The organism is Peptidiphaga gingivicola (assembly GCF_001652275.1).
GTDB lineage: Bacteria > Actinomycetota > Actinomycetes > Actinomycetales > Actinomycetaceae > Peptidiphaga > Peptidiphaga gingivicola.
This window is the reverse complement of the sequence record NZ_LVZK01000001.1, coordinates 1,053,276-1,077,385: the sequence shown is the minus strand read 5'-3', so window position 1 is coordinate 1,077,385 and position 24,110 is coordinate 1,053,276. Positions and strand designations below refer to the sequence as shown.

The 24,110-nt window shown below is 64.3% G+C and carries 23 protein-coding genes and 1 tRNA gene; 12 read left to right on the top strand and 12 right to left on the bottom strand.

Annotated elements, in window-relative coordinates; translation table 11 throughout:
- Nucleotides 1–11 precede the first annotated feature (11 nt).
- Nucleotides 12–1,382, bottom strand: a complete 1,371-nt coding sequence (locus A4H34_RS04430; RefSeq protein WP_197480416.1) for an MFS transporter — start codon at nt 1,380–1,382, stop codon at nt 12–14.
- A 178-nt stretch (nt 1,383–1,560) separates the two neighbouring features.
- On the opposite strand from A4H34_RS04430, the gene A4H34_RS04425 reads away from it, so the two are divergent.
- The gene (locus tag A4H34_RS04425) at nt 1,561–2,793 is read left to right on the top strand and encodes a DNA recombination protein RmuC (protein WP_064231214.1); all 1,233 of its coding nucleotides are present in this window, start codon (nt 1,561–1,563) and stop codon (nt 2,791–2,793) included.
- A 13-nt stretch (nt 2,794–2,806) separates the two neighbouring features.
- On the opposite strand, the gene A4H34_RS04420 is transcribed toward A4H34_RS04425, so the two are convergent.
- Together A4H34_RS04420 and A4H34_RS04415 are read right to left on the bottom strand one after the other, a co-directional pair.
- Nucleotides 2,807–3,520 carry a DNA alkylation repair protein gene (locus A4H34_RS04420; protein ID WP_197480415.1) on the bottom strand — a complete coding sequence of 238 codons (714 nt, stop codon included), beginning with the start codon at nt 3,518–3,520 and terminating at the stop codon, nt 2,807–2,809.
- Nucleotides 3,517–4,569, bottom strand: a complete 1,053-nt coding sequence (locus A4H34_RS04415; RefSeq protein ID WP_064231691.1) for a 4-hydroxy-3-methylbut-2-enyl diphosphate reductase — start codon at nt 4,567–4,569, stop codon at nt 3,517–3,519. The genes A4H34_RS04420 and A4H34_RS04415 overlap by 4 nt, the downstream gene beginning before the upstream one ends.
- A gap of 199 nt (nt 4,570–4,768) precedes the next feature.
- Between A4H34_RS04415 and xseA the strand changes: the two genes are divergently transcribed.
- Genes xseA through A4H34_RS04400 form a run of 3 tightly spaced genes read left to right on the top strand, consistent with a single transcriptional unit; the run spans nt 4,769 to nt 7,549 of the window.
- Nucleotides 4,769–6,112: an exodeoxyribonuclease VII large subunit gene (gene xseA, locus A4H34_RS04410; RefSeq protein WP_064231213.1), complete on the top strand. Its 1,344-nt coding sequence runs from the start codon at nt 4,769–4,771 to the stop codon at nt 6,110–6,112.
- Nucleotides 6,090–6,566: an exodeoxyribonuclease VII small subunit gene (locus A4H34_RS10645; protein WP_009199471.1), complete on the top strand. Its 477-nt coding sequence runs from the start codon at nt 6,090–6,092 to the stop codon at nt 6,564–6,566. The genes xseA and A4H34_RS10645 overlap by 23 nt, the downstream gene beginning before the upstream one ends.
- Nucleotides 6,563–7,549: a PfkB family carbohydrate kinase gene (locus tag A4H34_RS04400; RefSeq protein ID WP_064231212.1), complete on the top strand. Its 987-nt coding sequence runs from the start codon at nt 6,563–6,565 to the stop codon at nt 7,547–7,549. The genes A4H34_RS10645 and A4H34_RS04400 overlap by 4 nt, the downstream gene beginning before the upstream one ends.
- Before the next feature lie 563 nt (nt 7,550–8,112).
- Here A4H34_RS04400 and A4H34_RS04395 read toward each other — a convergent pair.
- Nucleotides 8,113–8,874: an isoprenyl transferase gene (locus tag A4H34_RS04395; protein ID WP_197480414.1), complete on the bottom strand. Its 762-nt coding sequence runs from the start codon at nt 8,872–8,874 to the stop codon at nt 8,113–8,115.
- Nucleotides 8,875–8,984: 110 nt separating this feature from the next.
- Between A4H34_RS04395 and trhA the strand changes: the two genes are divergently transcribed.
- The 3 genes from trhA (at nt 8,985) to msrA (ending at nt 11,028) form a co-directional block, all read left to right on the top strand.
- Entirely contained in the window at nt 8,985–9,671 is a 687-nt protein-coding gene (trhA, locus tag A4H34_RS04390; RefSeq protein WP_064231210.1) for a PAQR family membrane homeostasis protein TrhA, read from the top strand.
- Between the two features lie 188 nt (nt 9,672–9,859).
- Complete coding sequence (gene greA / locus A4H34_RS04385; RefSeq protein WP_009199475.1) at nt 9,860–10,345, top strand: transcription elongation factor GreA; 486 nt, start codon at nt 9,860–9,862, stop codon at nt 10,343–10,345.
- A gap of 2 nt (nt 10,346–10,347) precedes the next feature.
- Nucleotides 10,348–11,028, top strand: a complete 681-nt coding sequence (gene msrA, locus A4H34_RS04380; protein ID WP_064231209.1) for a peptide-methionine (S)-S-oxide reductase MsrA — start codon at nt 10,348–10,350, stop codon at nt 11,026–11,028.
- A gap of 78 nt (nt 11,029–11,106) precedes the next feature.
- On the opposite strand, the gene A4H34_RS04375 is transcribed toward msrA, so the two are convergent.
- From A4H34_RS04375 to A4H34_RS04365, 3 genes are all read right to left on the bottom strand, one after another.
- Nucleotides 11,107–11,349: a hypothetical protein gene (locus A4H34_RS04375; protein ID WP_064231208.1), complete on the bottom strand. Its 243-nt coding sequence runs from the start codon at nt 11,347–11,349 to the stop codon at nt 11,107–11,109.
- Nucleotides 11,350–11,362: 13 nt separating this feature from the next.
- On the bottom strand, nt 11,363–11,893 hold the full coding sequence (locus A4H34_RS04370; protein ID WP_064231207.1) for an AAA family ATPase: 531 nt from the start codon (nt 11,891–11,893) through the stop codon (nt 11,363–11,365).
- Nucleotides 11,894–12,081: 188 nt separating this feature from the next.
- Complete coding sequence (locus A4H34_RS04365) at nt 12,082–13,812, bottom strand: cation:proton antiporter (RefSeq protein ID WP_064231206.1); 1,731 nt, start codon at nt 13,810–13,812, stop codon at nt 12,082–12,084.
- Between the two features lie 225 nt (nt 13,813–14,037).
- Here A4H34_RS04365 and A4H34_RS04360 point away from each other — a divergent pair, with 225 nt between their 5' ends.
- Nucleotides 14,038–14,442, top strand: coding sequence for an FKBP-type peptidyl-prolyl cis-trans isomerase (locus A4H34_RS04360; protein ID WP_009199480.1), 405 nt, complete (start codon nt 14,038–14,040; stop codon nt 14,440–14,442).
- A 316-nt stretch (nt 14,443–14,758) separates the two neighbouring features.
- Here A4H34_RS04360 and A4H34_RS04355 read toward each other — a convergent pair whose 3' ends face one another.
- Nucleotides 14,759–15,703 carry a Bax inhibitor-1/YccA family protein gene (locus tag A4H34_RS04355; protein ID WP_231870950.1) on the bottom strand — a complete coding sequence of 315 codons (945 nt, stop codon included), beginning with the start codon at nt 15,701–15,703 and terminating at the stop codon, nt 14,759–14,761.
- A gap of 476 nt (nt 15,704–16,179) precedes the next feature.
- On the opposite strand from A4H34_RS04355, the gene A4H34_RS04350 reads away from it, so the two are divergent.
- Nucleotides 16,180–17,160: an ABC transporter ATP-binding protein gene (locus tag A4H34_RS04350; RefSeq protein WP_009199483.1), complete on the top strand. Its 981-nt coding sequence runs from the start codon at nt 16,180–16,182 to the stop codon at nt 17,158–17,160.
- Nucleotides 17,157–18,014 carry an ABC transporter permease gene (locus A4H34_RS04345; protein WP_040322836.1) on the top strand — a complete coding sequence of 286 codons (858 nt, stop codon included), beginning with the start codon at nt 17,157–17,159 and terminating at the stop codon, nt 18,012–18,014. Before A4H34_RS04350 ends, A4H34_RS04345 begins: the two co-directional genes overlap by 4 nt.
- A gap of 262 nt (nt 18,015–18,276) precedes the next feature.
- Here A4H34_RS04345 and A4H34_RS04340 read toward each other — a convergent pair.
- A tRNA-Leu gene (locus tag A4H34_RS04340) sits at nt 18,277–18,350 on the bottom strand.
- Nucleotides 18,351–18,626: 276 nt separating this feature from the next.
- On the opposite strand from A4H34_RS04340, the gene nhaA reads away from it, so the two are divergent.
- Complete coding sequence (gene nhaA, locus A4H34_RS04335; protein ID WP_231870949.1) at nt 18,627–19,931, top strand: Na+/H+ antiporter NhaA; 1,305 nt, start codon at nt 18,627–18,629, stop codon at nt 19,929–19,931.
- A gap of 6 nt (nt 19,932–19,937) precedes the next feature.
- On the opposite strand, the gene A4H34_RS04330 is transcribed toward nhaA, so the two are convergent.
- The 3 genes from A4H34_RS04330 to A4H34_RS11220 are packed head-to-tail and all read right to left on the bottom strand — an operon-like array spanning nt 19,938 to nt 21,963.
- Nucleotides 19,938–20,939: a Ppx/GppA phosphatase family protein gene (locus tag A4H34_RS04330; RefSeq protein ID WP_064231204.1), complete on the bottom strand. Its 1,002-nt coding sequence runs from the start codon at nt 20,937–20,939 to the stop codon at nt 19,938–19,940.
- Nucleotides 20,936–21,538: a DUF501 domain-containing protein gene (locus A4H34_RS04325; protein WP_064231203.1), complete on the bottom strand. Its 603-nt coding sequence runs from the start codon at nt 21,536–21,538 to the stop codon at nt 20,936–20,938. The genes A4H34_RS04330 and A4H34_RS04325 overlap by 4 nt, the downstream gene beginning before the upstream one ends.
- Nucleotides 21,535–21,963: an FtsB family cell division protein gene (locus A4H34_RS11220; protein WP_009199488.1), complete on the bottom strand. Its 429-nt coding sequence runs from the start codon at nt 21,961–21,963 to the stop codon at nt 21,535–21,537. Before A4H34_RS11220 ends, A4H34_RS04325 begins: the two co-directional genes overlap by 4 nt.
- Before the next feature lie 591 nt (nt 21,964–22,554).
- Here A4H34_RS11220 and A4H34_RS04315 point away from each other — a divergent pair.
- Nucleotides 22,555–23,916 (top strand): FAD-binding oxidoreductase, encoded by a 1,362-nt coding sequence (locus A4H34_RS04315; RefSeq protein ID WP_064231202.1) that lies wholly within the window; start codon nt 22,555–22,557, stop codon nt 23,914–23,916.
- The last annotated feature ends 194 nt before the right edge of the window (nt 23,917–24,110 follow it).

Sequence of the window (24,110 nt, the reverse complement as noted above, 5' to 3'; positions counted from 1 at the left end):
CGACGGACCGCCTATCGGCTCGTTTCGAGCGCTTTCGCTACGGCGACGTCGGGTGCGTCGCCGTAGTCGAGGCGATTCATGTAGACGTGCGCGACCGCGCCGAGAGCCAAAGGCAAGAGAATGCCGAAGCGCAGGCCCCACCCGTCTGCGATCACGCCGATGAGCGGACTCGTCGCCAAGTTTCCCGCCCGCATGAACCAGCCGACGAAGGTCAGCGCGCTTCCCTCGCGGAAGCCTGGCGCGGCGTCGGCCGCTGCGTAAACGGCGGGGACGATCGTGGCACTGCCGAAGCCCGCCAAAGCGAAGGCGGCGAGCGAGACCACCGCGACGGGCGCAGCGGCAGCAGCCGCAAATCCGATGGCCGACAGGAGAAAACCGGCCCGGGCCACCGGGACCCGGCCCCAGCGGTCGACCATCGGATCGCCCAGAATTCTCCCGACGAACTGCGCGGCGACCATGATGACGTAGGCGATTCCGGCGTCGGCGGCTTTCCACCCCACGGGGCCAGCGAAGAAGTTGGCGCTCCAGTCGTTGCCGACGATCTCGATCTGAATTCCGGCAATTCCTATGAGGGCGAGGGGAACCAAGGTCAGAAAACGAGCGCCGAGAAAACCGCCATGGGCGTGCTCCGCCCGGGCCCGCTGGGGGTCGGCGTCGTCGGGAAGCTCGGATAGACGGACGGCCGCAACGGCGACGCACAAAAGCGCGAGAGAGGCGCCTAGCGTGTGAATCCACAGGGGCACGCCCAAAGCCGCCAATCCCGTGCCGAGAAGGCCGCCTACGATGCACCCCGCGCTCCACAGAGCGTGGAGCGAATTGATGACGGTTCTCCCGTACGCCGCTTGAATCCGCATGGCATGGCGATTTTGTGCCATATCGACGATGGCGTCCGAGGCTCCCGCAATGAACAGGCAAGCCCCGAAAAACACGGGGCTTTTCAGTTCTACGGACACGCCGGCAAAGCCGATGGCCGCGACGAGCGCAACCGTCCACCACAGCGACGACGACAACGCCCCCATCTTGCGGATGAAGTAAGCAGGGAGGTTCGCCGAGCACATCGACCCCACGGCCGAAACGATTGCCAACACGCCGAACTCGGTGTTGGTCAAGCCCAAGGCGCTCTTCACCTCGGGAAACCGCGGCAGTATTCCCGCAAAGATCGCACCGTTGGTGAAGAAGAACAGGGAGATTCCGGCTCGCGCGCGTCTCTTGGCGGCGGATTGGCCTCGTTCAGCCAATCGACGCTTGCGGCCCGGTTTGGATGTCCGGCTCGTTTTCGTCGTCGGGTTCGCTTCCGACGCTCGACTTGGTTCGGACATCGGGTTCCGGTCCGGCGTCGGTCCTTGCCCCGGCGCCCGACGATCGCGGCTGCGTTCCTTCACGCGCCGATTGTATCGAGGGCGCGGCGCGAGCGCCGTTCGACTAGCCGAGCGGCAGGCTGCCTTTGGGCTGAACGCGACCGTTCCGTCGAGCGGATCTCGGACGGCGTCGGCCTGACGTCTGCCCGGAGGTGGAGACGACCGGCCGAAAAGCGTCGGAGACTCGTGCGATGATCGATTCATGCAGATTCCAGCATTGCTCCTCGTGCTTCTCCTTCTTGCCGTTTTCGGTTCTGGATTCGGCCTCGGCCACTACGTTTCGGTGGACCGGAGGCGCAGTCAAAACGATGAGGACTCCTCGCATCACAGGGCGGAGCTCGGGCTGGCCCAGGCGGACGCCACGCGATGGCAGGCGGCGGCCGCCGAAGCGACCGGCCGAGCGGACGTGCTCGAACGCGAAAACGTCGAGCTCTCCCAGCGAGCCCGAAACGAGCAGGCTCTCCTGAGGATGATCGAACCGCTGTCCGCAAGGCTCAAAGACATGACCGAGAGGGTCGCATCCATGCAGGCCAATCAGGCTGCGCAGGATGCGGCTGTGCGCGAGCAGCTTTCGGCGACGGCCTCGGCTCACCGGGAACTCGCCCGGGAGACGACGTCGCTGCGTGCCGCCTTGACGTCCGTCTCCTCGCGGGGAACCTGGGGCGAGGTGGAACTGCGGCGCATCGTCGAGTCCGCGGGGATGCTCAAGCACACCGACTTCTCCGAGCAACAGAACGTTGCGACGACGAACGGGGCCGGCGCGTCCGCAGCGCGCCCCGACATGACGGTGCATCTTCCGGGAGGCGCGCACATCGCCGTCGACGCGAAAGTTCCCCTCACGGCACTGCTCAAGGCACAGGAGATCGAAGGAACCGACCAGTTTTCCGAGGCTCGGCGTTCGGAGCTCGTCGCCGAGCACGCGCGGGCGGTTCGGGCTCACGTCAAAGAGCTCGCCAAACGCGACTATCCTGCCGAGTTTCCGGGCTCCCCCCGGATCACCGTCATGTTCCTCCCAACGGAGTCGCTTTTGTCGCAAGCCTTGGCCGACGATCCGACCATTCTAGAAGACGCTCTCAAATCCGGAGTCGCCCCGGCCACTCCAAGCTCCCTCCTCGCGCTCCTGCGGTCCGTGGCGGCAGTTTGGTCCTCGGCCCGGGTGACCGAGGAGGCCCAGGAGATCCTCGCCCTCGGCCGCACCCTCGTCAAAAGGATCGGGACGGTGGCCAACCACGTCGACAAACTCGGGGGCTCGCTGCGTTCGGCCGTCAGCAACTACAACAAGACGATCGCTTCGCTCGACAGCAGGCTGATCCAGACGGCAAACCGATTCGAATCGATCGAGACGAGCATCGAAACGCCGCAGACGCTCGACGGCGAATCCGCGCACGTCCGCTCGTTCACCGCTACGGGAATCATCGACGAACTTGAAGATTAGGCAGCGGGCCTGGTCAGAGGTACTTGCTCGCCTCTCGAACGGCGAGGGCTGCCATGTCCCGCCTGTGTTCCGCGATGAATGCGCGGACCCACTCGGGATCCGTTTTCGAGTAGTCCCGCAGCGCCCAGCCTATGGCCTTGTCGATGAAAAACTCTCCCGAGCCGAGGTTGGCCTCGATGATAGACGAAAGCAGTTCGACGTCGGTGCTTTCTTTGCGTTGAAGCTGATGGTCGATCGCCAAACGTCGCACCCACATGCTCTCGTCGCGCGCCCACTTCAGGATCAGCTCGCGGCCCTCGCACGAATGTGCCTCGGAGGACCGTGCAACGACGCTTCCCACCGTCGCGTTGAGCGAATCGACCGTGTCCCACCACGGCTTCGTCACGGCCAGGCCGCGGATCCTCGGCAGGTCCGCGACGGTCAGAAGACGGTTCACCTTCCTCAGGTAGTCGGCGGCGACGTACTGGAACTCGCGCTCCTCGGCCCGCCAACAGACATCGACGAAGTCCCAGTCGAGAAGGCGCTCCTTCTTTGCGGCGTTCAAGAACGGCCTCGAAATCTTGCGGCGGGCCGGGGTTTGCACGCCGAGGTAGCGAAACTGGTCGCGCATATAGGCCGCCATCTGCGCGGCGCGTTCGCCGTCGGCGGCAGCCCTCAAATCCGCGAACAAGCGGCGAGCGAGCTCTGCCGTCTCCGGCGTCGGGCTCGCGGAACGTTCCCCCTTCACTGCGAAACGCCCGTCCTCTCCGTGCGCTCACGCGCTCTTCCGGCGCGTTCACGCACCTTGTGGGGGCGGTCCGGCTGGACGCCCGTCGCTTTGAGATCGGCGCGAAGATTCTTCGGCAGGGAGAAGCGGATGTCTTCGGAGGCAGTCTGCACCGGGTCCACCTGAGTGAAGCCGATCTCTGCCAAGCGCTCGACGACGTCGCGCACAAGAATCTCGGGAACGGAGGCGCCGGACGTCAATCCGACGGTCTGCACCCCCTCCAGCCATTCGTCTCGCACTTCCTCGGCGCGATCCACGCGATACGCCTTGCCGGCGCCCGCTTCGAGGGCCACCTCGACCAGTCGCACGGAGTTCGAGGAATTCGCGGATCCGACGACGATGACCGCGTCGCATTCGGGCGCCATCGCCTTGACCGCGCCTTGGCGGTTCTGCGTCGCGTAGCAGATGTCGTCCGAGGGCGGATCGACGAGGTTCGGGAACCTCTCGCGCAGGCGCCTGACCGTTTTGAGCGTCTCATCGACCGAAAGGGTGGTCTGGGAGATCCACACGACCTTCTCGGGGTCCCGCACCTCGATGCCGTCGACCTCTTCCGGCCCGTTGACGACCTGAATGTGTTCGGGGGCCTCGCCCTGGGTGCCCTCGACCTCCTCGTGGCCCGTGTGGCCGATGAGCAGAATGTCGTAGTCGTCCTTGGCGAAACGGACGGCCTGCTTGTGGACCTTCGTCACCAGAGGGCAGGTCGCGTCGATCGTCTGAAGGCTGCGCGCGGCGGCCTCGGCGTGAACCGCCGGCGAGACCCCGTGCGCCGAAAAGACGACCCGTGCGCCTTCGGGAACCTCCTCCGTCTCGGAGACGAAAATCGCCCCCCTTCGCGAAAGGGTCTCCACGACGTACTTGTTGTGGACGATCTCCTTGCGGACGTACACGGGGGCTCCATAGAGCTCGAGGGCCTTCTCGACGGCGTCGACCGCGCGATCGACGCCCGCGCAGTACCCTCGCGGCGTGGCGATGAGGATCCGGCGCCCGTCCTTTCCGGGAACAGAGGGGATCCGGTCGGGGAAAGCCGAGGCTCCCGCAAGGGAAACCGCCTTCTCCCCTGGAGTGGCCGACGCTTGTTGATCATTCACGTGTCTAGGGTAGTGCGCCGCGGATATCGAGCGCGAGATGAGCGGAATGGGAACTAGGGCACAGCAAAAAATGGGAACTAGGGCACAGCCCTGCGCTTCACGCCTGTGAAAAAATTTCGCTATGGCGCAAAAAATTCCGGTGCCGGAGGAGCTTCCCCAGCTTGCCGCCCAGACCACCCCCGATCGGCCGTGGCCGCTGCGCGTGCTGTCGATGAAGATTCGGGAGTACGTCGCCGCCATGTCACGCCTGTGGGTCGAGGGAGAGGTCATCACGCTTCAGCGCCGCCCCGGGGCAAAAGTCCAGTTCTTCACCTTGCGCGACCTCGAAGCCAACGTTTCTATCACGGTCAAGATCATGGCCTACCTTCTTCCCGCGACGATTGAGCCCGGCAGCCGGGCGGTGGTGTGCGCCAAACCGGACTTTTACGAGGTCAACGGCAGCCTTTCGCTGTGGGCGGACGAGGTTCGCCCCGTAGGGTTGGGCGACATTCTGGCCAGAATCGAACAGCTGAAATCCCGGCTCGCCGCCGAAGGGCTGTTCTCAGCCGAGCGCAAAACGAAGGTTCCTTTCCTTCCCGGGAAGATCGGGCTCATATGCGGGCGCAACACCAAAGCGCGCGAGGACGTCCTCGTCAACGTCCTCGGCCGCTGGCCTGCGGCGCGGTTCGATGTGCGCGAGGTCAGGGTGCAAGGAGAAGGCGCCGTCGAAGCGATGATCGAGGCGCTGGAGTCACTTGAGGAAGCACCCGGCGTCGACGTCGTTGTCTTCGCACGCGGCGGGGGGAGCGTTGAGGATCTCCTTCCCTTCTCCGACGAGAGACTCGTGCGCGCGGTCGCAAAGGCAAAGAAACCGGTCGTTTCGGCGATCGGGCACGAGGGCGACAGCCCCATCCTCGACCTCGTCGCAGACCTGCGGGCATCGACGCCCACCGACGCGGCAAAACGCATCGTCCCCGACGTCGCCGAAGAGCTGGCGACGATCGCCGAGGCGGCCCGTCGCGGCCGATCCGCCGTGCAGGCGGGCCTTGACCGGGCACAAAGCGAGCTCGACTCCATTCGCGCGCGGCCCGCTTTGGCCTTCCCCGAAACGATCGTCGACATGCGCGAAGAGGATTTGCTCTCCCTTACCCGATGGATGCGGACGCACGTCGATCGCGCGATCGCAGACGCGGCGGGCGAACTCGCCGCAACCGTCGCAAACCTGCGGGCTCTCTCCCCCCGGGCCACTCTCGACCGCGGGTATTCAATCCTGCTCTCTGAAGGGTCCGTCGTTTCAAACGCCGCGGCCGCCCGCAAAGGCCAAGAGGTTGAAGCGATCCTCGCGCGGGGCCGTCTCGTCCTCGCCGTCGCGGCCGTCGCCGAACAGGACGGGGCCGTCGCCGAAGAGGGCCTCGCAGTCAACCAAGACAATCTCACCGCAGCTGCTCCACAAGGAGGAAAGCATGCCCAAGAAGAACGCCCTTGACGGAGAGGGCGCCGACGCCGAGTCCCAACGCGAGGAGGGCGGGCCCCGCGAAGGGGGCGGACCGCAGCGCGAAGCAGGCGTCCGCGGCGAAAGCCATGGCCGCAACGACGGGCCCCTCGAGGGCATCGACGCCATCAGCTATGAGGAGGCCAGGTCTCGGCTCGTCGAAATAGTCGTCCGCCTCGAACAGGGGTCTATCCCCCTCGAGGAGTCGCTCCGACTGTGGGAAATCGGCGAGCAGCTTGCGCGGCGCTGCCAAGACTGGCTCGACGGCGCCCGCGAGCGCCTTGCCGCCGCACGCGGCGCGCCAGAGGCCGAGCAGCCCGAGGGCGATTCGACGGCTGGTCAGGACAAATCGGGGACAGGCCAAGGAGAGTCGGCGGACGGCCGACCGGCGCGAAGAGCGTCAAACGTCGAAGGATCCGAACGCGGATCAGGCAGGGAGAAACAATGAGCGTGCTCCTCATTGGCGAATCGCTCATCAACAAGATCACGGCGCCGGACGGCTCAACCCGCCTCACGCCCGGCGGCTCGATGCTCAACGTGGCCATCGGCCTGCGGCGCTTGGGCCGCACAACCCGCCTGGTGACCGACTTCGGATTGGACGCCAACGGGCGAATCCTCGCCGATTACGCCGCCTCCAACGGTCTGGAGCTTTGGCTTCGCGCCGACGGCGAGCGAACCAATCCGACGTCGGTCAGCCACGTGAGCCTCGACGCATCGGGAAGCGCAAGCTACTCGTTCGACTTTACCTGGGACATACAGGACAAACCCTTCTCCGGCGCCTGCAAGCTCGACCTTGACCTCCTCGACCCTGAGTCCCTGGCTTTCGGCTCGGCCGCCTGCCACCTCCAGCCGGGCGCCGCAAAGGTGCGCAACTGGGTCGAAGAACTGCGCGAGAACGTCACGGTCTTCTACGATCCGAATGTGCGCCCGGCCCTTCTGGGAGACATTCGCGAGGCGCGCGCCATCGTCGAGAGCTTCGCCGGGTACGCCGACGTCGTGAAGTCCTCCGACGAGGACATCGCCCTCGTCTACGGACCGAACGCTAGCATCGAAGAGGTCGCCGGCCGATGGCTGGAATTGGGCGTTCTGCTGGCGGTCGTCACGTGTGGAAGCGAGGGAGCGCTCATGTATTCAGCCACCGGCGAAACGATTCACATTCCTGCGCGGCAGGTCGACGTCGTCAACTCCTCAGGCGCCGGCGACGCCTTCTTCGCCGCGCTCATCGACGGGCTCACGCGCATCTCTCTCAGCGGCGCCGCCAATCGCGATCGGCTGGCGGCGATTTCGCCGACGAATTTGGAGACTCTCGGCGCATACGCAACCGCCGCCGCTTCCATATCCGTCTCCCGCCCCGACGTCAATCCGCCCACGCACGAGGAACTGGCTCTCGCCTACGACGCCTACAGCTTTTCGACATTCGCCGAAGCCTGACAGGGCGTCTTTCGCGCAGAGCCCCGCAAAAACTCGTCGTCGAGCGCGGGGCCGAGCCGGCCTCTGCCGCGAGCCGCTCCCACTCGACGTCGGCCTCGGGATCCCTCGACGTCGGCCTGCCCCGCGGCCGTTCCCCGGCAGCCTCGAGCGCCACACAGATAGGGCAGATTTGCCTTCACGAACCGCCTTGCGCGCTAGATAACGATCTGATAACATCTTGAAACAGTTAGATAACAGCTATGTTGTGGGAGCCGGAACTCGGCACCGGCTCCCACAGCGAAAAATCTCGGTGGGGATCGAGATCATATGAGCGTTGCTAAATAGGCGCGCCGAGGCATCACACACACGCTAAAGCCGTGGGCCGCGCAAGCGGCCCACGGCTTTGCGCTATATGCCCAGTCCACTCAAGCCTCGCCCCCAGGCTCGAGCGTTGCTTCAGCGCTCCAACGTCGTTCCGGGATTTCGGCCCCTTCGGAGCCATGCCCCAATTCGCCGCAGCCCGGCCAACGCCTGTCTGCAGCCGGGATTCGGCGCGCGCCGTCGCTAAAAACTCCGCTTCCGGCTCACCTTCCCAAACGCCGCTCGCGCTGCGTGTAATCGCGCAGCGCTCGCAGGAAGTCGACCTTTCGGAAATCGGGCCAGTACGCCTCGCAGAAGTACAACTCGGTGTGAACCGTCTGCCACAGCATGAAACCGCTCATGCGCTGCTCGCCCGACGTGCGAATGACGAGGTCGGGGTCAGGCTGGCCCTTCGTGTAGAGATGGTCCGTGATGTCGTCGACCTTGATCGAGCGGGCCACCTCGGCGAGAGTCTTGCCCGACGTCGCCTGCTCAGCCAGAAGCGAACGCACGGCGTCGGTGATCTCCTGGCGCCCTCCGTAGCCGACGGCGATGTTCACCTGCATCCCCTTCACGTCGGAGGTTTTCGATTCGGCCGCTTCCATGCGGGAGACGAACGGCTCGGGAAGCATCTGCAGGTTGCCGACCGTCTTCAGGCGCCAGGTGTGAGCGGCGGCCAAGCGCTCGACCGCCGCGGCGATGATCTCCAAAAGCGTGTCGATCTCTTCGCGCGCCCGCTTGAGATTGTCCGTCGACAGCAGCCACAGCGTGACCAGTTGGACGCCGACCTCGTCGCACCACGTAAGGAACTCGTTGATCTTGTCGGCCCCGCGCCTGTGGCCAAAAGAGGCGTTGCGCCCCAGCTCTTTCGCCCACCGCCGATTTCCGTCGAGCATGACCCCGATATGACGCGGCAAATCAGCGGACCCCAACCCGCCCATGAGCCTGCGCTCATACAATCTGTACAACAATGCCGGCGCGGCCACCTTCAACCTCCTATTGACTCGGTGAGACTAGCCTAGGTGACGCCGATCGCACATGCACGCGAAAGCTCAAGCTGCCGCCTAAAATGGCAGAGACGGATAGGAGTGGCATCATGACTTCAGCGGCTGTATCGCGCAGGGAGCGGCGCAGTCTTCTCGCTTCCCTGCCCAAGCCGAAGGCGCGGGGATGGATTCACGCAATCACCGCGCCGCTGGCGCTGGCCAACGCGATCGTCTTGATCGCCCTCACTCCGACGACGGGGATGAAACTGGCGTGCCTGGTATTCGGTGTCTCTTCGGTTGTGCTCTTCGGGCATTCCGCCGTTTACCACCTCGGGAAGTGGTCTGCGAAAATCGAGCTGCTTCTGAAGAGGATGGACCACTCCAACATCTTCCTCCTCATCGCAGGAACCTACACGCCGCTGACGGTTGCAATGCTTGCGCCGCGCACAGCCGCATGCGTGCTGGCAATCGTGTGGGCGGGCGCCCTCGGCGGGATCTTCCTCGCCGTTTTCAAGCCCGACGCCCCTAGGTGGCTCTCGACGTCGCTCTATCTTCTGCTCGGCTGGATCGCCGTGTGGTTCCTCCCCGAGTATTGGACGGCAGGCGGCCCCGCCGTGGTCTGGCTGATCCTCGCAGGAGGGATCGCCTACTCCGTGGGGGCCGTTTTCTACGGCCTGCGGTGGCCCAATCCGTGGCCTCGCGTGTGGGGTTTCCACGAGTTTTTCCACGCGTGCACGCTGCTGGCTTACACCTGCCAGGCCGTGGCCGTCTGGTTCGTCGTCATGGCGGTGAAGTAAAAGCGACGCGGCGTTCATCGGCTCCACCTGGTAGGGTGAGCATCGGCTTACCCGCTTCCCGCGGGCACAACTTTTCTTTGAGCGGGGATCGTCCGCGCGTCGTCTAAGCAAGGACGGCGTGCGTCTTCGCACATTCACAATCGTCGGTCGGTGCGCGTACGCGCACCGACCATCGTTAAGGAGAACACATGGCTGACGAAAGCAAGAGAGCGTGGCTCTCTCCAGAGTCGTACGAGCGCCTTCGGGCCGAGCTTGAAGAGATGACCACCGTCCGCCGCGCCGAGATCGCACGCAAGATTGAAGCGGCGCGCAACGAGGGAGACCTTCGAGAGAACGGCGGCTACCAGGCTGCACGCGAAGAGCAGTCGAAGCTGGAAGGTCGCATCGCCGAGCTCACGCATCTGCTCGAGAATGCAACGGTTTCCGAGCCGCCCGCGGCCACAGAAGTTCAGGCCGGGGTGATCGTCACGGCGAAGATCGCCGGCGAGGAGGAGCGCTTCCTTATAGGCTCCCGCGAGGCCTCCGACCATTTGGACATCGAAATCTACCCCGAGTCCGCCCCGCTTGGAAAGGCCATTCTCGGTCTCAAGGAAGGCGAGTCCACGAAGTTCGCCACGCCGACCGGGCGAAAGATCTCGGTTGAAATCGTCAAAATCGAGCCTTTCGAGGGGTGAAGATGTTCCTTTGGGACTCCTCCGACAAACAAACGCCGGTGACGCCGGAGACCGCGCTTGTGGGACGCGATGCACCGGTTCTCCCTTCTCCCGCGCCCCATGCCGTCCTTGGAACCGACATTCTGGCCGAGCCCGGGCCGGATCAGGAAGTTCTTTATCTTGCTTCCGGATGCTTCTGGGGCGCGGAGAAGCTCGCGTGGGAGCTCGGCGCCGATGCGACGGCGGTCGGCTACATGGGCGGTTTCACGCCTAATCCGATGTACGAGGAGGTGTGCACGGGCAAGACGGGTCACGCCGAAACCGTGCGCGTTCTTTATACGCCTTCACGGCTGCCGACCGAGCGCCTTCTCCAGGCGTTCTTCGAGTCCCACGATCCGACGAGCCTCAACCGCCAGGGAGGGGATATCGGCACCCAGTATCGCAGTGCGATCTTTCCGACGACGCCGCAGCAGGAGGAACTTGCCGGGCGAATGATCGAGGCGTATCAAGAAGTTCTTGAAAACAACGGATTCGGGAAGATCGTCACGGAGGTGAGGTCGGCTCTGGAAACCACTCCGTTCTATCCCGCCGAAGACCGCCACCAGCAATACCTGTACAAGAACCCGAATGGTTATCAATGTCACGCCCGCACCGGAATGGCATGCCCTCTTCCAGGCTCGGGGCCTGTCGCCACGGTCGAGTAAACCGGCTCACGCTCCGCGATCTTCTTCAGATTCCGCGTCGCCCGCTTTCACCGCCGTCCCTTGATGGTGGAGGGCCGTTCATCGGCCGGCGTCGTCGCGCCCGTACACGGAACCGGAGGCGCCGATCTCCGGGAACTCCTCGGCCACGCACGCGTCGAAAGATTCCGCCGAATCGACAAGCTCCTTCCCACGGCACAACGGCTCGCGCGCCCGCAATTGGGAGGCGACGTCTGCCGCGGCGATCTTGTTCTGAACCTTTGCGGGGCGCAGCTTCGGCGACGTCGGAGAAAACGCCCTCTCGTCCGAACAGCCCGAATCCAAGGGCGCAGCAGCTTCACCGAGCGCGCGCGGTCTTGACGAGCGCAGCTTCGATGAGGCTGGCTGCAGCCGCGTCGAGGTCCGCCATGTCGAGACGAAGGCGTTCTCCATCGCGGCTCTCGTCCCACGGGATGTATTCTCGGGCCTCGACTTCCGCCCATGTGGGCGGGACAATCCCTTCGAGATCCGCGCTGCGCGAGACGACCCGACGACGATGCTCCTCCCGATCCGCGAGAACGCATTCGACCGCGATCAGCTTGGCACCCGTTTGAGCCGCAGCGTCACGCCACATGGCGCGAGTCAGCGGCAGGGGATTGACGAGGTCGACGGCGACGTTCCTGCCGAGCTCCAGGTTCGACCGGGCAAGCCCGGCAACGGCTTCATACCCAAGGCCGCCGACGTCGACGTTGCTGCGAATGAGCGGAGCCTCAACCTCGTCGACGCGCAAGTAGACGCAACTCAATGGGGGAACGACGCGCCGAGCCAGGGTCGTCTTGCCCACGCCCGGCAAACCCGAGAGAACCAAAAGGAGAGGTGGGCGACGCATGAGGCAAGCCTATCAACGGCCGGCCCGTGCGGAGCAGTCGGGGCGATTCGGTTGGGCATCATGCCCGCGGCTGGGCATCCATGCCCGCGCCGCATATTCGCTCCGCGGTTGGCCACGTCTGCGCGCCGCGGCTGGACATCCGCGCCCGCATCGCGTGCCCGGTCCACGGCCGGCCGCCCACGCCTCGGCTAGTCGTCCATTTCCGCGCTGCGATGCCGCCGAGCATTGACCCTCTTGGCGATGTTCTCCACCGGGTTGATGCGGCCGCGGCGCTGGGCGAGATTCGCCGTTCCGGACCGGGCCTCCCGCGTTTGCGTGCGAGGGCGGTTGCGGGGCAAGGAAAGCGTGCGCAAGTCGAGTCTGTGAAGCACCTGCTCAACGGTGCCGACGTCGACCGTGGGATCGTTGCGGGCCTCGAGGATCTCTGCTCGCGCAGCCTCCAAAGCGACGGATTGCGCGCCGATCACCAGGTTTCTGATCTCGGAGGCGGAGCGAATCGCAGTGTCGGTCAGTTCGCTTCCTCCCACATGGTCCCACTGTTGGTCGGATTCGAGGCGGATCTTGATGCGATCGGCCCACTCGCGCAATTCCTCGCGTTGGGAGATCGGGAAGTCCTGGTTCTCGAAGTAGTGCTCGAGGGCGTTGTAGGCTGCGTGCTGCGCGCGATCGGCGAGTTCCGCGGCCTCCTCCTTGAGGCTGCTCTCGTCCTCGGCCAGATCTAGCACCCGAATGAGCCATGGCAAGAGAAGGCCCGCAGGAACCAAGGTGACAAACAGCACGACGGCGCCCACCACGACCGCGAAACTCCTGAACTCGCGATTCGACGGGCCTCCCCACTCCGGCAGCGAAAGCGCAAGCGCCAACGTCGCCAGCCCGCGCATCCCACACCACGTGAGCACCAGGCAGTCGCGCCAGTTTCTCGGCACCCCTCCCCCGCCGCCGACGCGAGCGACCCACCGCAACACCCCCATGGCCAGAAAACGAACGAGGATCACCAGGCCGACGACGACGAAGGCCAAGGGAAGGTAGCCCGCGATGTCATCCCACCCTTCGTCGGAGACGACTTGCCTCAGCTCGGATCCCACCAAGCCGAAAGCGACGCCAGTGACCAAAAGATCGACGACCTCCCAGAAGGAGGAGGTGAGAATGCGGTCGCGCGAAGCCTCGGCGACCTCGCGTCTGTTGATCTCCAGAGCGGTGACTACCACAGCGATGACTCCGGAGGCGTGCACTTTCTCAGCCGCGAGATAAGCAATGAACGGAGCGACCATTGTGACCGCGCCAGTCGCCGCGACGTTGTGGATTCCGCGGTTTGCGATGCTGACGATCCACCCGAGAAGGAAGCCGACAAGGCCCGCGATGGCGACGCCCGCCAAGAAGCGTCCGAATGCCGTGCTCAGGCGGCCGTCGCCTTCGACGGCGCTCACCGCCGTCGTGAACAGGACGATCGCGACGGCGTCGTTGAACAGGCTCTCGGTTTGAAGGGTGCGCATGATGCCGCGGGGAACCTTCGCGGGCTCCGCGACAGCCTCGACGGCGACCGGGTCGGGAGGAGAGACCATGGCGCCCAAGGCGAGCGCGAGCGGGAGCGTTGCGGCAGGAAAGAGCCACATAACCATCCCAGCCACAGCGCAGGCGGTCACCGCTGTGAGGAAGACAGCCAGGATGAGGAGGGTCCGCCAGCGGCGGACGAACACCGACCACGAAGCCCGGCGCGCTACAGCGAAGAGCAAAGGCGGAAGGAAAAGCGGGAGGATGATCTCTGGGTCCATCGTGAAGACGGGAACCGGAGGCACGAACGAGAGGCCTGCGACGAAGAGCAACAATAGCACGGGGTACGGAAGGCGGGTCATCTCCCCGATCCACACCGCGACGATAGTCACGAGAACGAGAGACAGAATCATCACCAGAGTCGGCATCCGCTTCCTTCCTCTAGACGCAGCGAGAGCAAACGCGACGAGTGACGGAACCGTCAACTCAGCTTTCTTTCATTATCCCTGAATCCCTTGTGCAGTTCCTAGGAGCCGCGCCACGTCGCAGCGGACCGGTCTCAGCGCATCGCTCACGATGGCGGCGCAGCGCATTAGGGCGCATTAGACTAGGGGCGTTGCCACAACCGGCAACCCCGTTACGAGAGGAAATCCATGGACGTCACTCTGCCATCGGTCGCCGGCGCTTTCGGAGAGCCGCCCGAACTGACCTTCCCTGACTCCGAGGCCCCGCGGGGCCTCCATGTCAGAGTCCTCGAAGAGGGAAGCGGCCCCACGATCCAGAAGGGCCATCAGATCGAGGTGAACTATCTGGGCCAAATCTGGAATGGCCGCGTCTTCGATTCGTCGTTTCGCCGGGGCGAGACGACGTCGTTCCCGATCGGCGTCGGAATGGTCATCAAAGGCTGGGACCAAACGCTCGTAGGCAAGAACGTCGGCTCGCGCCTTCTCGTCTCAATTCCGCCGGAGAAAGGCTACGGCCCCAGAGGCAACCCCAGGGCGGGAATCCGGGGGACGGACACTTTGATCTTCGTCGTCGACCTCGTTTCAACCCGCTGAGTTTCAATCGACCTCGTTTCAACCCGCTGAGTTTCAATCGACCTCGTTTCAACCCGCCGACTTTCGGTCAGCCGGGTTTCGGTCGGCTGACCGTCGCCTGTCGAATTGGCCCCTATCTGCTAAACGATCCTTTCGGGGCAGTGCCGATTGCTCGAAACGCAGGACGGCGCGCCGCAGCGTCAAACACAGCCGCCTCAGCGCGCAACAACGTCAAACCGCGCAGCAACGTCAAACATGGAGCGGACAGTAAAAGTGGGGCAGGCCTTTGAGCCTGCCCCACTTTGTCGATCGTCTGGCGTCGCTTTCGTCTGCCTGACTAGTTGTCGTTTGCCAGAATCGCCAGAACTCGAAGAACCTCGACGTAAATCCAGATCACCGTGACCGTAATGGAGAAACCGACGGTCCATGCGAACTTCTTGGGCGCCCCGTTCTCCACGGCGTAGCGGACGTCCTCCAAATCCCCGATGAGGAAGTAGGCCGCGACGACGATCAGGATGATGCCGAGGATGAGGCCCAGCGGAACGCCGCCAAGCTTAATCGCCGTGTCCATGCCATAGAACTTGTCGGACAGGACCGTGTTCGCGAGCACAAGGTTAACCAGGCTGTAAATGATCGCTGCGACGAGCACGATCATGACGAACTTCCGGCCCTTCGGCGTGGTTCGCACGGCTCCGCTCAAGAAGAGGCCCGCCGCGACGGCGACGACGATAAGCGTTCCCAGAATCGCCTGAAGCGCAATGCCCGGGTAATACTGGTTGAGAACGCCGGTAATGGCGCCGAGGGCGACTCCCTCGAGAGCCGCGTAGCCGATCGCGACGCCAGGATTCACCATGGGACGGAATGCGGCGAAGAACGAGAGGCCCAAAGCGAGAAGCGAGGTCGAAATGGCGACCGCGTTGACCGCTTTGACGGGAATGAAAAAGGCCGACAAGACGGCGGCGATCGTCGTGACGCCAATCAAAAACAGCGTCTTGATCATCGCGTCGTCGTACGTCATCGTATTCGGGCCGGCGGCCGACGTCTGGAATGCACCGCGGGAAGCTCCCGCACCGAACTGCTGCTGCGTGTAGGCCTGGGCGGCCGAAGCCTGGTCGAAGAACTGGCTGTTGGCCTGCTGGTTGTAAACCGGCTGGCCGTACTGGTCGTATTGGATCTGCTGACCGTACTGGGCCTGCTGCCCGTAAGCCGAGCTGCCGCCGAAGTTCGGCGTCGTCGGCTCCCGGAAGTACGGGTTCCGGTTCATCACGGGATTGTGAGCCACTGTTTCCTCCTTTAGGGGCAAGCAAACGCTTGTCACTTTCTCTACTAGTTTACCGGACGTGGAGGATCGAACCAGACACTGTGGCTCCACTCTCAGCGCAATCGCCGGGCAGTTCTGCCCCGATCTCGGCCTCGCACGTCGCGCTCGCACGCGTCTCGCACCGATTGCCTTCACGCCCCGGGAGCCAATCGCCATGAGAGCCTTCTCAGAATCGCCACGAGAGCTCCATCTCTTCCGCACCGTCCTCCCCACGTCCCTTTCAGAGGCTTCCCGGTCAGGGGCTTCTCGGCAAAGCTCGCAGACGAGAACTCGAAACGGCGAAAGCGAACCTGAACCCGAGGCCGCAATGAAAGAGGCCGGATAGCCCGATCGCGATACGCCAGGTAGCCCCACTGCAAACGCCGACGCCGCCATTATGCTGGTAAACGTCGCAATTCCGCCGGGAAGGCGAACGACCCGGCAATGAAAGGACATCCATGATTCAAGTTGACAATCTAACGAAGAGATACGGCAAGGTGACCGCTGTCGACCATCTCAGCTTTGAGCTCAAGCCCGGACGGGTGACGGGATTCCTCGGCCCCAACGGGTCGGGGAAGTCGACGACGATGCGGTGCATCATGGGGCTTGACCGGCCCACGGGCGGGAAGTGCACGATCAACGGCCAAGAATACGGCAGGCTTTCGTCGCCGTTGACAACCGTGGGGGCGCTTTTAGACGGACACGCATTCCACCCGAGCAGGACGGCCCGCCAGCAGCTCATGGTGGTGGCCGACACGCACGGCTTCCCCAAGGCGCGGGTCGACGAAGTCCTGGAGATGACCGGCATAACCAGCGTCGCAAACAAGCGCCTCAAAGGGTTTTCCCTCGGGATGGGCCAGCGCCTCGGAATCGCGACCGCCCTTCTCGGCGATCCGCAGGTTCTCATCTTCGACGAGCCGGTCAACGGCCTCGATCCCGACGGCGTCCGCTGGGTCCGCGAGCTCATGCGCGCTCTTGCGGGCCAGGGCAGGACGATCCTCGTCTCTTCCCACCTCATGAGCGAGATGTCGCAGACGGCCGACGACCTCGTCGTGATCGGCAAGGGCAAGCTCATCGCGCAAGGGGATGTCAAGCAGTTCACCGAGTCGGCCGCCCACAGGACGATCAACGTCTCGGGGCCCGACATTCGCGCGATCACGGACGCCTTGAGCAAAGCCAGAATATACTTCGACGTCGACGACGGAGACGAGCACAACCCTGCGGGCGTGGTGCGCGTCAACGGCGGCGAGAGAGCTCAGATCGGACACGCCCTGCACATTGCGCACGTGGAGATCCACGAGCTGTCCGAGACCCACTCCTCGCTGGAAGACGTCTTCATGGAGTTGACGGCCGGGCAAGTCGAGTACGGCTCCGGCAGCAACATTTCGGGAGTTCCCGGACAGACACCCGCACAGGCACCTCAGGGAGGACAACGATGAGCACGCCATCAACGACGAATCAAGCCGCGGCGCCGAAACAACCGCAGAGCCGCCCCCTTTCTTCAAAAGTGTACAAGAACACCTTCGTCCGATCGCTTCGCTCAGAGATCCGCAAGATGACGAGCCTGAGGTCGACATGGCTCACGCTGGGCCTTTGGCTGGGGTTCGGCATTCTCATCACGTGGGCCATGGCGGCGACGCTTACCAACGGGCAGAACAACGTCGGGGGAATCAACGTCCACGGCGAATTCCACCCGATCTTCATCACGGGGTCCGCGCAGCTGTACTATATTTTCGCGATGGTCCTCGGGGCGCTGGCGGTAACCGGCGAGTACGCCTCCAACACCATGCGGACCACCATCGTCTCTCAGACAAGCAGAATGAGGGCCTTCACCTCCAAGATAGCCGCCGTCACGATCGTCATGGGGATCGCAACCGCCGTGATCATCGCCGTGCTGGTCGCCGTGACCCTGCTGGCCGGAGGGCTCTCATGGAACGGAGGCGACGGAAACCTTCGGGCGCTGCTCCTCTTCTGGCTGGCATGCGTCCTCACCGCCCTCATGATCACCGGGGCAGGCTACATACTGCGATCCACGGCCGGCTCGATCGTGACCGGCGTCATGGTTCTCTTCGTTTCTGAGATGCTGCGACTCGTTCCGGTCAAGTTCTTTCGGGAGACCCTTCCGAAGTTTCTCCCATCGGGGGCCACCTCGGGGATGACGGTCTCTGACACGGCAAATCCGACACAAACCATCGACTATCTCAGCCCTGGGACGGCGACGCTCGTGTGGCTCGTCTACGTCTCGGTTTTCGTGATTCTCGGAGCGATCAGATACCAAAAGTCGGACGCGTAAGGGACTTAGAGTCCGCGTCGGCGAGGACCGCGCGCCGGATCTTCGAGCGCTCTGAAAGGCCAGAGACACGCAATGGCTTGTAAGGGCACGGGCCGTTCCGCGGGGTGAAAACCCTTGCGGGACGGCCCGTTTCGCGTTCTTGGGCTTTCAATTCTGACGCTGTTTCCCATCCGCTCGGAGCTTCTTGTCAGAGTTTCCCCGTCCGCTCGGAGCTTCTTGCGCCTCGCAATCCGCGCTCTGTTCTCTCTCCCCCCGCAATCTGTGCCCCCAGACGGACTCGAACCGACACTGCGCCGATTTTAAGTCGGCTGCCTCTGCCAATTGGGCTATGGGGGCGTCTCTTCGCCATTGTATAGCCTCGACTGCCCGTTTCATCCGCGGGCGTTCTCACAATGTCCCGCGGCCTCACGTCGTCGCGCATTCGTACGGCGCGGTGCGTCGGCGCGGTGCGTCGCGCATTCCCACGGAGTTCCGCGCTCGGCCTGACGGCGTCTTCTCCGGCGGTCCCGGCGCGCGCCCCGTCCACAATGGCTTCGGGGCGTCCCCGTCCGATATGGTTCGCGCGCATCCGCGTCCGATATAGTTGGCGAAGTACCCGATCAAAGGAGCGACGTGGCAAAGCGCGTTGGGATCATTTCCAGATACCGTCAAGCCCTGAAAAGCGAAGCGTTTGCGGGAATAGTGCTGATGATCGCGGCTCTGGCCGCCATTGTCTGGTCGAACTCGCCGTGGCGAGGCTCGTACTTCGCGATCTCGGAGAAGCAGGTGGGCTTTGAATCCGTCCATCTTTCCCTGCCGATCGGGCATTGGGCGTCGGACGGGCTCCTCGCGGTCTTCTTCTTCGTCGTCGGGATGGAACTCAAACAGGAGTTCACGATCGGCTCCCTGCGCGATCCGCGGAAAGCCGCGGTTCCGATTCTCGCAGCATTGTGCGGGATGGTCGGCCCGATCGGCGTTTACGTCGCGATCCAGGCCGTCACCGGCTCGGGCGTCTACGGCGGATGGGCCGTGCCCGTCGCCACGGACATCGCCTTCGCGTTGGCCATCCTCGCCATCTTCGGCCGCGGCCTGCCCCCGGCAGCCCGCACATTCCTCATGACTCTGGCGGTCGCAGACGACCTGGGCGGCATCGTCGTCATCGCCCTGTTCTTCTCCACGGAGCTCAACTTGCTGTGGCTAGGGGCATCGATCGCAACGGTCGCCGTTTTCGGCCTTCTCGTCAAATACCGCGTCATTCGCTGGTGGATCCTCTGGCCGCTCGGCCTCCTCGCCTGGTACTTCATGCACCTGTCGGGCATCCACTCCACGATCGCGGGGGTCGCATTGGGCATGATGGTCTCGACCAAGCTCGCCAAGGGCGAGAAGGACTACATGACGCATCGGTTCTCCGAGCGGCTTTCCTTCGCGTCGTCGGGCATCGTGCTGCCGATCTTCGCCTTCTTCGCGGCGGGCGTGAACATCGTCGACTCCGGTGGGTTCGGCGGAATGATCACGGATCCGGTTTCCCTCGGCATCTACCTAGGCCTCCCCTTGGGCAAATGCATCGGAATCTTCGGCGGTGTGTGGATCATGACGAAGTTCCTCAAACTCCGGCTCGGCGCGGGAATCGACATGCGTGACATTTTCCCGATCTCGCTCGTCGCGGGCATCGGATTCACGGTTTCCCTGCTCATAGCAACCCTGTCATTCCCCGCGAACGACCCGCATGAGCCGCATTCGCGGGTGGCCGTCATCATCGGCACCCTGCTCTCGGTGGTTCTCGGGGCCGTCGCTTTGCGACTGCGCCTGCGCTCGGCGATTCGCGGCCCCGGCATTGATCCCCACTCGCACCTGCGCCACGCGCCGAACAGGCGCGAGGACGGTCCGCGACGCGACGGCATTCGCGGCGACCGCCGCGGACGTCGCCCGAAGCCCTAAGGCTGATCAGCCCCTACTGGGCGACGGCTCGCTCCCCCGCCAGCTCGGAGGCTGGGGGTCGCGCGCGGCCCACATCGCCAGGCCGTCGAGGATGTCGTGTTCCGACGTCGTGATGCCTGCAAGCTCGCCTCCGGCTTCGCGAATTCTGGCCGCCGCCCTCGCGACGACCTCGCCCCAGACGAGCGCTCCGGCGGGTATGACGTCCACCCTGCCGGGATGCATGAATCCGAGCGCCTCGCGCTCGGCGCGCGTCGAACTCAGAAACCACTCGCAGGTCGCAAGCGTTTCATCGACGCTCAGAACGGTTCCGTGAATGCGCTCAGGATCATAGGATCGAAGCCCCAAAGCCTTCGCCGTGATCGTGGTGACCGAGCCGGCCAAGCCGATGAGACCCTTGGCGGCTCCGAGGTCGACGTGCTCCTCTGCGGCGTCGAGCGCCAGGTTTACATCCCTGCGCGCGGCCTCCACAGCCTGCGAATCGGGCACGTCCGCGCCAAGGTGCCTCTCATGCATCCGCACGCACCCGACGTCCATCGAGTACGCCCCGAGCAGCTCTCCCGTCATCGTCCCCAAGGCGATCTCCGTGGAACCGCCGCCCAAATCGACGGCCAGCAGGGGGCTCTCCGTTCCGGGCGGCATCCCTGAAATCGCGCCGGCAAAGCCGACCCGAGCCTCCTCTTCTCCGCTGAGAATCTGCGGGGACACTCCCAACCGCGAGCGAACCCCCTCCACGAAAGCTAGGCGGTTGCGCGCATCGCGCGCGGCCGACGTCGCCGCGAAGCGAATCGACGTAACGCCGTGGGCGCGGCAAGCTTCCCCGTATTCTTCTGCCGCCGCGAAAGCGCGTTCGAGGGCTTCCTGCGCAAACTCGCCCGTCCGATCGACTCCCTGGCCTAGCCGCACCACCTTCATCTCTCGGACGAGGTCGCGCAAGGAGCCGTCGGGAGCTGCCTCGGCGATGAGCAGACGTATCGAATTCGTTCCGCAATCGATGCCCGCGACGCTCACTCGGCCCGCCCTAGAACACTCTGGCCGCCCTCGCCGCCCGAAGCCGCACTCTGGGCTCCCGAAGCGGCGCTTTGCGAGCCCTCGCCGCAACGGCACACGGCCGGATCCCACGCCACGGCCCTCAAAGCGAGATCGCCGACCGGGCACACGCCCTCCCCGACGCTCATGGAATAGGCCGCCAGAGCATGGAGGCATTTCACGCGGTTGGGCATCCCGCCGGCGCTCACATTGGCGATCTCGGGCACATCCCCAAGGAGGCGCCTGCGCTCGATGTAATCGGCGTGCGCGGCGCGGTGTCCTGCGGCAAGGCCGGCGTCCTCAGCCAAGCGCGCGTTGAGCTCCGCCATGCAGCCTTCGGCCTCCAGACGGGACATTCCGTACACAACGCTCGGAAGCGTCAGGTAAAAAAGAGTGGGAAACGGCGTGCCGTCCGGCAAACGAGGCTCGGTGACCGTCACCGCCGGGGCGCCGCACGCGCATCTCGCGCCTATTCCGACGAGGCCCCGCGGGCGTCTGCCGAGCTGGGCTTCGATCGCCTCGATGTCCCCGGGAAGGACGGGCGTCGCATGAGTCGCTATGGCCGCAAGATCCTCGATCACTTGTTTGCGCCGCCTTTCCCTCCGACGACCGGAACGTCGTCGACGTTGTCTGCCTTTCCGCTCTGCCCCGCGATTTTCACAGAGTCCCACATGGTCGTGTACCACGGGGTGGCCGCCCTGCGCTTCCTGTTGACGGAGTCGACCTTCTTCTGCAGCCGTTCCGTCGCCGTGCCCCTCGAGGGATCCGTGACGACGTAGAGCGTCTGCCCGGGCATGACGTATCCGAGGCGCTTTCTGGCTTGGGTCTTGACGTAGTCGTCGTCCTTCCACAGCTTCAACTCGCGCTCGAGCTCGGCGTTGTGCTCTTGGACGGTGGACAGACGCGACTTGGCGTCGCGAAGCTCCTGCTGCTTGTCCAGATATCTGGCAAAGGTGGGCAGGACGACGATGAGGGCGACAACGGCGAACAGAGCGACGGTGAGCATCCTCAAAGAAATCTGATATGTGCCCTTTGAACCGGGTATGACGATCGAGCGCCGCGTCTCGAAGCGTCGCCGGCCCTCCCGCCTATCGGCTCGCCGAACCCCCGGGCGCTGTTGGGGACGTGCATTTCGAGGGTTTGCGCCTTGACGCCCGGAGGGCCTCCCCTTTCGGATTCGGCCGTTCGACGTCGAACGCGAGCTCTCCCCCGAACGCGCGGAGGGCGCAGAACGCTTGCGAGGTCGGCTGTTGCGAGGGCGACGAGACGCGGGCTGGCGGGAATTCATAGGAGCAATTCTACGGGCGGCCTCCGGCAGGTTCCGGCACGAACACGTGTGCCGGCCGCAACGGTTCGTAGGCGAGGCCGTGCCGATCCCTCGCGCTCGCCGCCGCAGCGCCTTTCTGGTTGCCTCTGGCGTCTGGGCCCCACAAATCCCGCATACACGCCGTCACATCCTGTCCTGGCAATGTGTACACATCTGACACCTCGTCGCTCCGAAGGTAGAATCTTCATGTAAGCTATATCACCTACGCACCTCCGGGACCGCACCCCGGACAGTCGCTCAATGACGAACGAGTGCATAGAAAGAGGGAACATGCCCATCACCACGGACGACCTTCAGGAGCTTCGCGACAAACTCGGCGAACGCTTCGTCACGGATCAACGCGCCATCGAGCCGTATGGCAAAGACATGTCCTGGATGCTCCCTGAGGGCGAGCCGCTCGGCGCCGTATTTGCCGACAGGACGGAAGACGTTTCAATCGCTTTGGCATGGGCGAACGCCCACAAGGTCCCCGTTTCGGTCCGCACGGGCGGATCAGGGCTCGCCGGAGGGGCGGTCTCCTATCCGGGCGGCCTCATCATCGCCCTCCACAACATGAACCGCATCCTCGAGATCGACCACGAGAACGGGATCGCCGTCGTCGAGCCCGGAATCATCAACGCCCAGCTCAACAAGGAGCTGGCCAAGGAAGGCTTCTTCTTCGCCCCCGACCCGGCGTCGGCCTCGATGTGCTCGGTGGGCGGCAACATCGCCACCAACGCCGGAGGCCTGCGGGCCGTGTGCCACGGCGTGACGATCAACTGGGTTCGCGCGCTCGAGGTGGTGCTCGCCGACGGCAGAGTGATCCACGTCGGGTCGAAGACCATCAAGAACGTTTCGTCCCTCAACCTCAAAGAGCTTTTCATCGGCTCGGAGGGGACGCTGGGCGTCATCACCCAGGCCGTCATCCGCATCGAGCCGCTCAATCAGTACGACAACTACACGTTCTTCGCCTGCTTCGATTCGGCGGAGGACGCCGGATACGCCACCGTCATGCTTCGCGCGTGCGAGCCTCGCCCGGTCTCCCTCGAACTCATCGACGCCCTCGGGGTCGAACTGGTCAACAAGCGCAATCCCGACCTCCAGATCCCCCAGCCGGGCGCTGCGCTTCTGCTCGGCCAGGCCGAAGGTGAGAACGCGAAAAGGGTAGTCGAGGAGTACGCGCAGGTGTGCCGCGAATACGGGGCGACGGCCGTGCAATTCGAGGAGGGCACGCGGCTCTTCCAGGTGCGCAGAGACGCTTATCCAGCCCTGTCGGCCAACGGCATGCAGGTGATCGGAGACGTCTCCGTGCCGATTTCCCGCCTTGCGGAGGCCATCCACGGAATCGAGGAGATTTCGGTCAAACGTGGCCGGAAAGTCTCGATTCTCGCCCATGCGGGCGACGGCAACATCCACCCGATCGTCGAGTGCGGCGAAGGGACCGAGGAGGCAGCCGAGGCCGAGTCCCTGCTTGACGAGGTCTGCCGCATGGCAATCGGCATGGAGGGCGTGGTCTCCGGCGAGCACGGGATCGGCCACCTCAAGCACGCCGAGATCGACCACTTGCTCAGCCCCGACACGCGCTCGGTGCAGAGGGCGATCAAGCAGGCGCTCGACCCCAACAACATCCTCACCCCCGGCCGCAAGATCTGAAAGCGACAGCGGGGCCTGGAAAACGATCGCAAATCTGATGGAGCAGGGCCAAATTTGAGAAGCAAGGCCGCGGCCCGAAGGCAAGAGAATGCCCCCGGAACTCTCCGGGGGCATTCTTCGCGTCAACTGGCAGACGCCGGCTCGTTGCCGGAGCCGCCGCGTGAGTGGCGGCCTTTCGACTCAAACCCGACGTC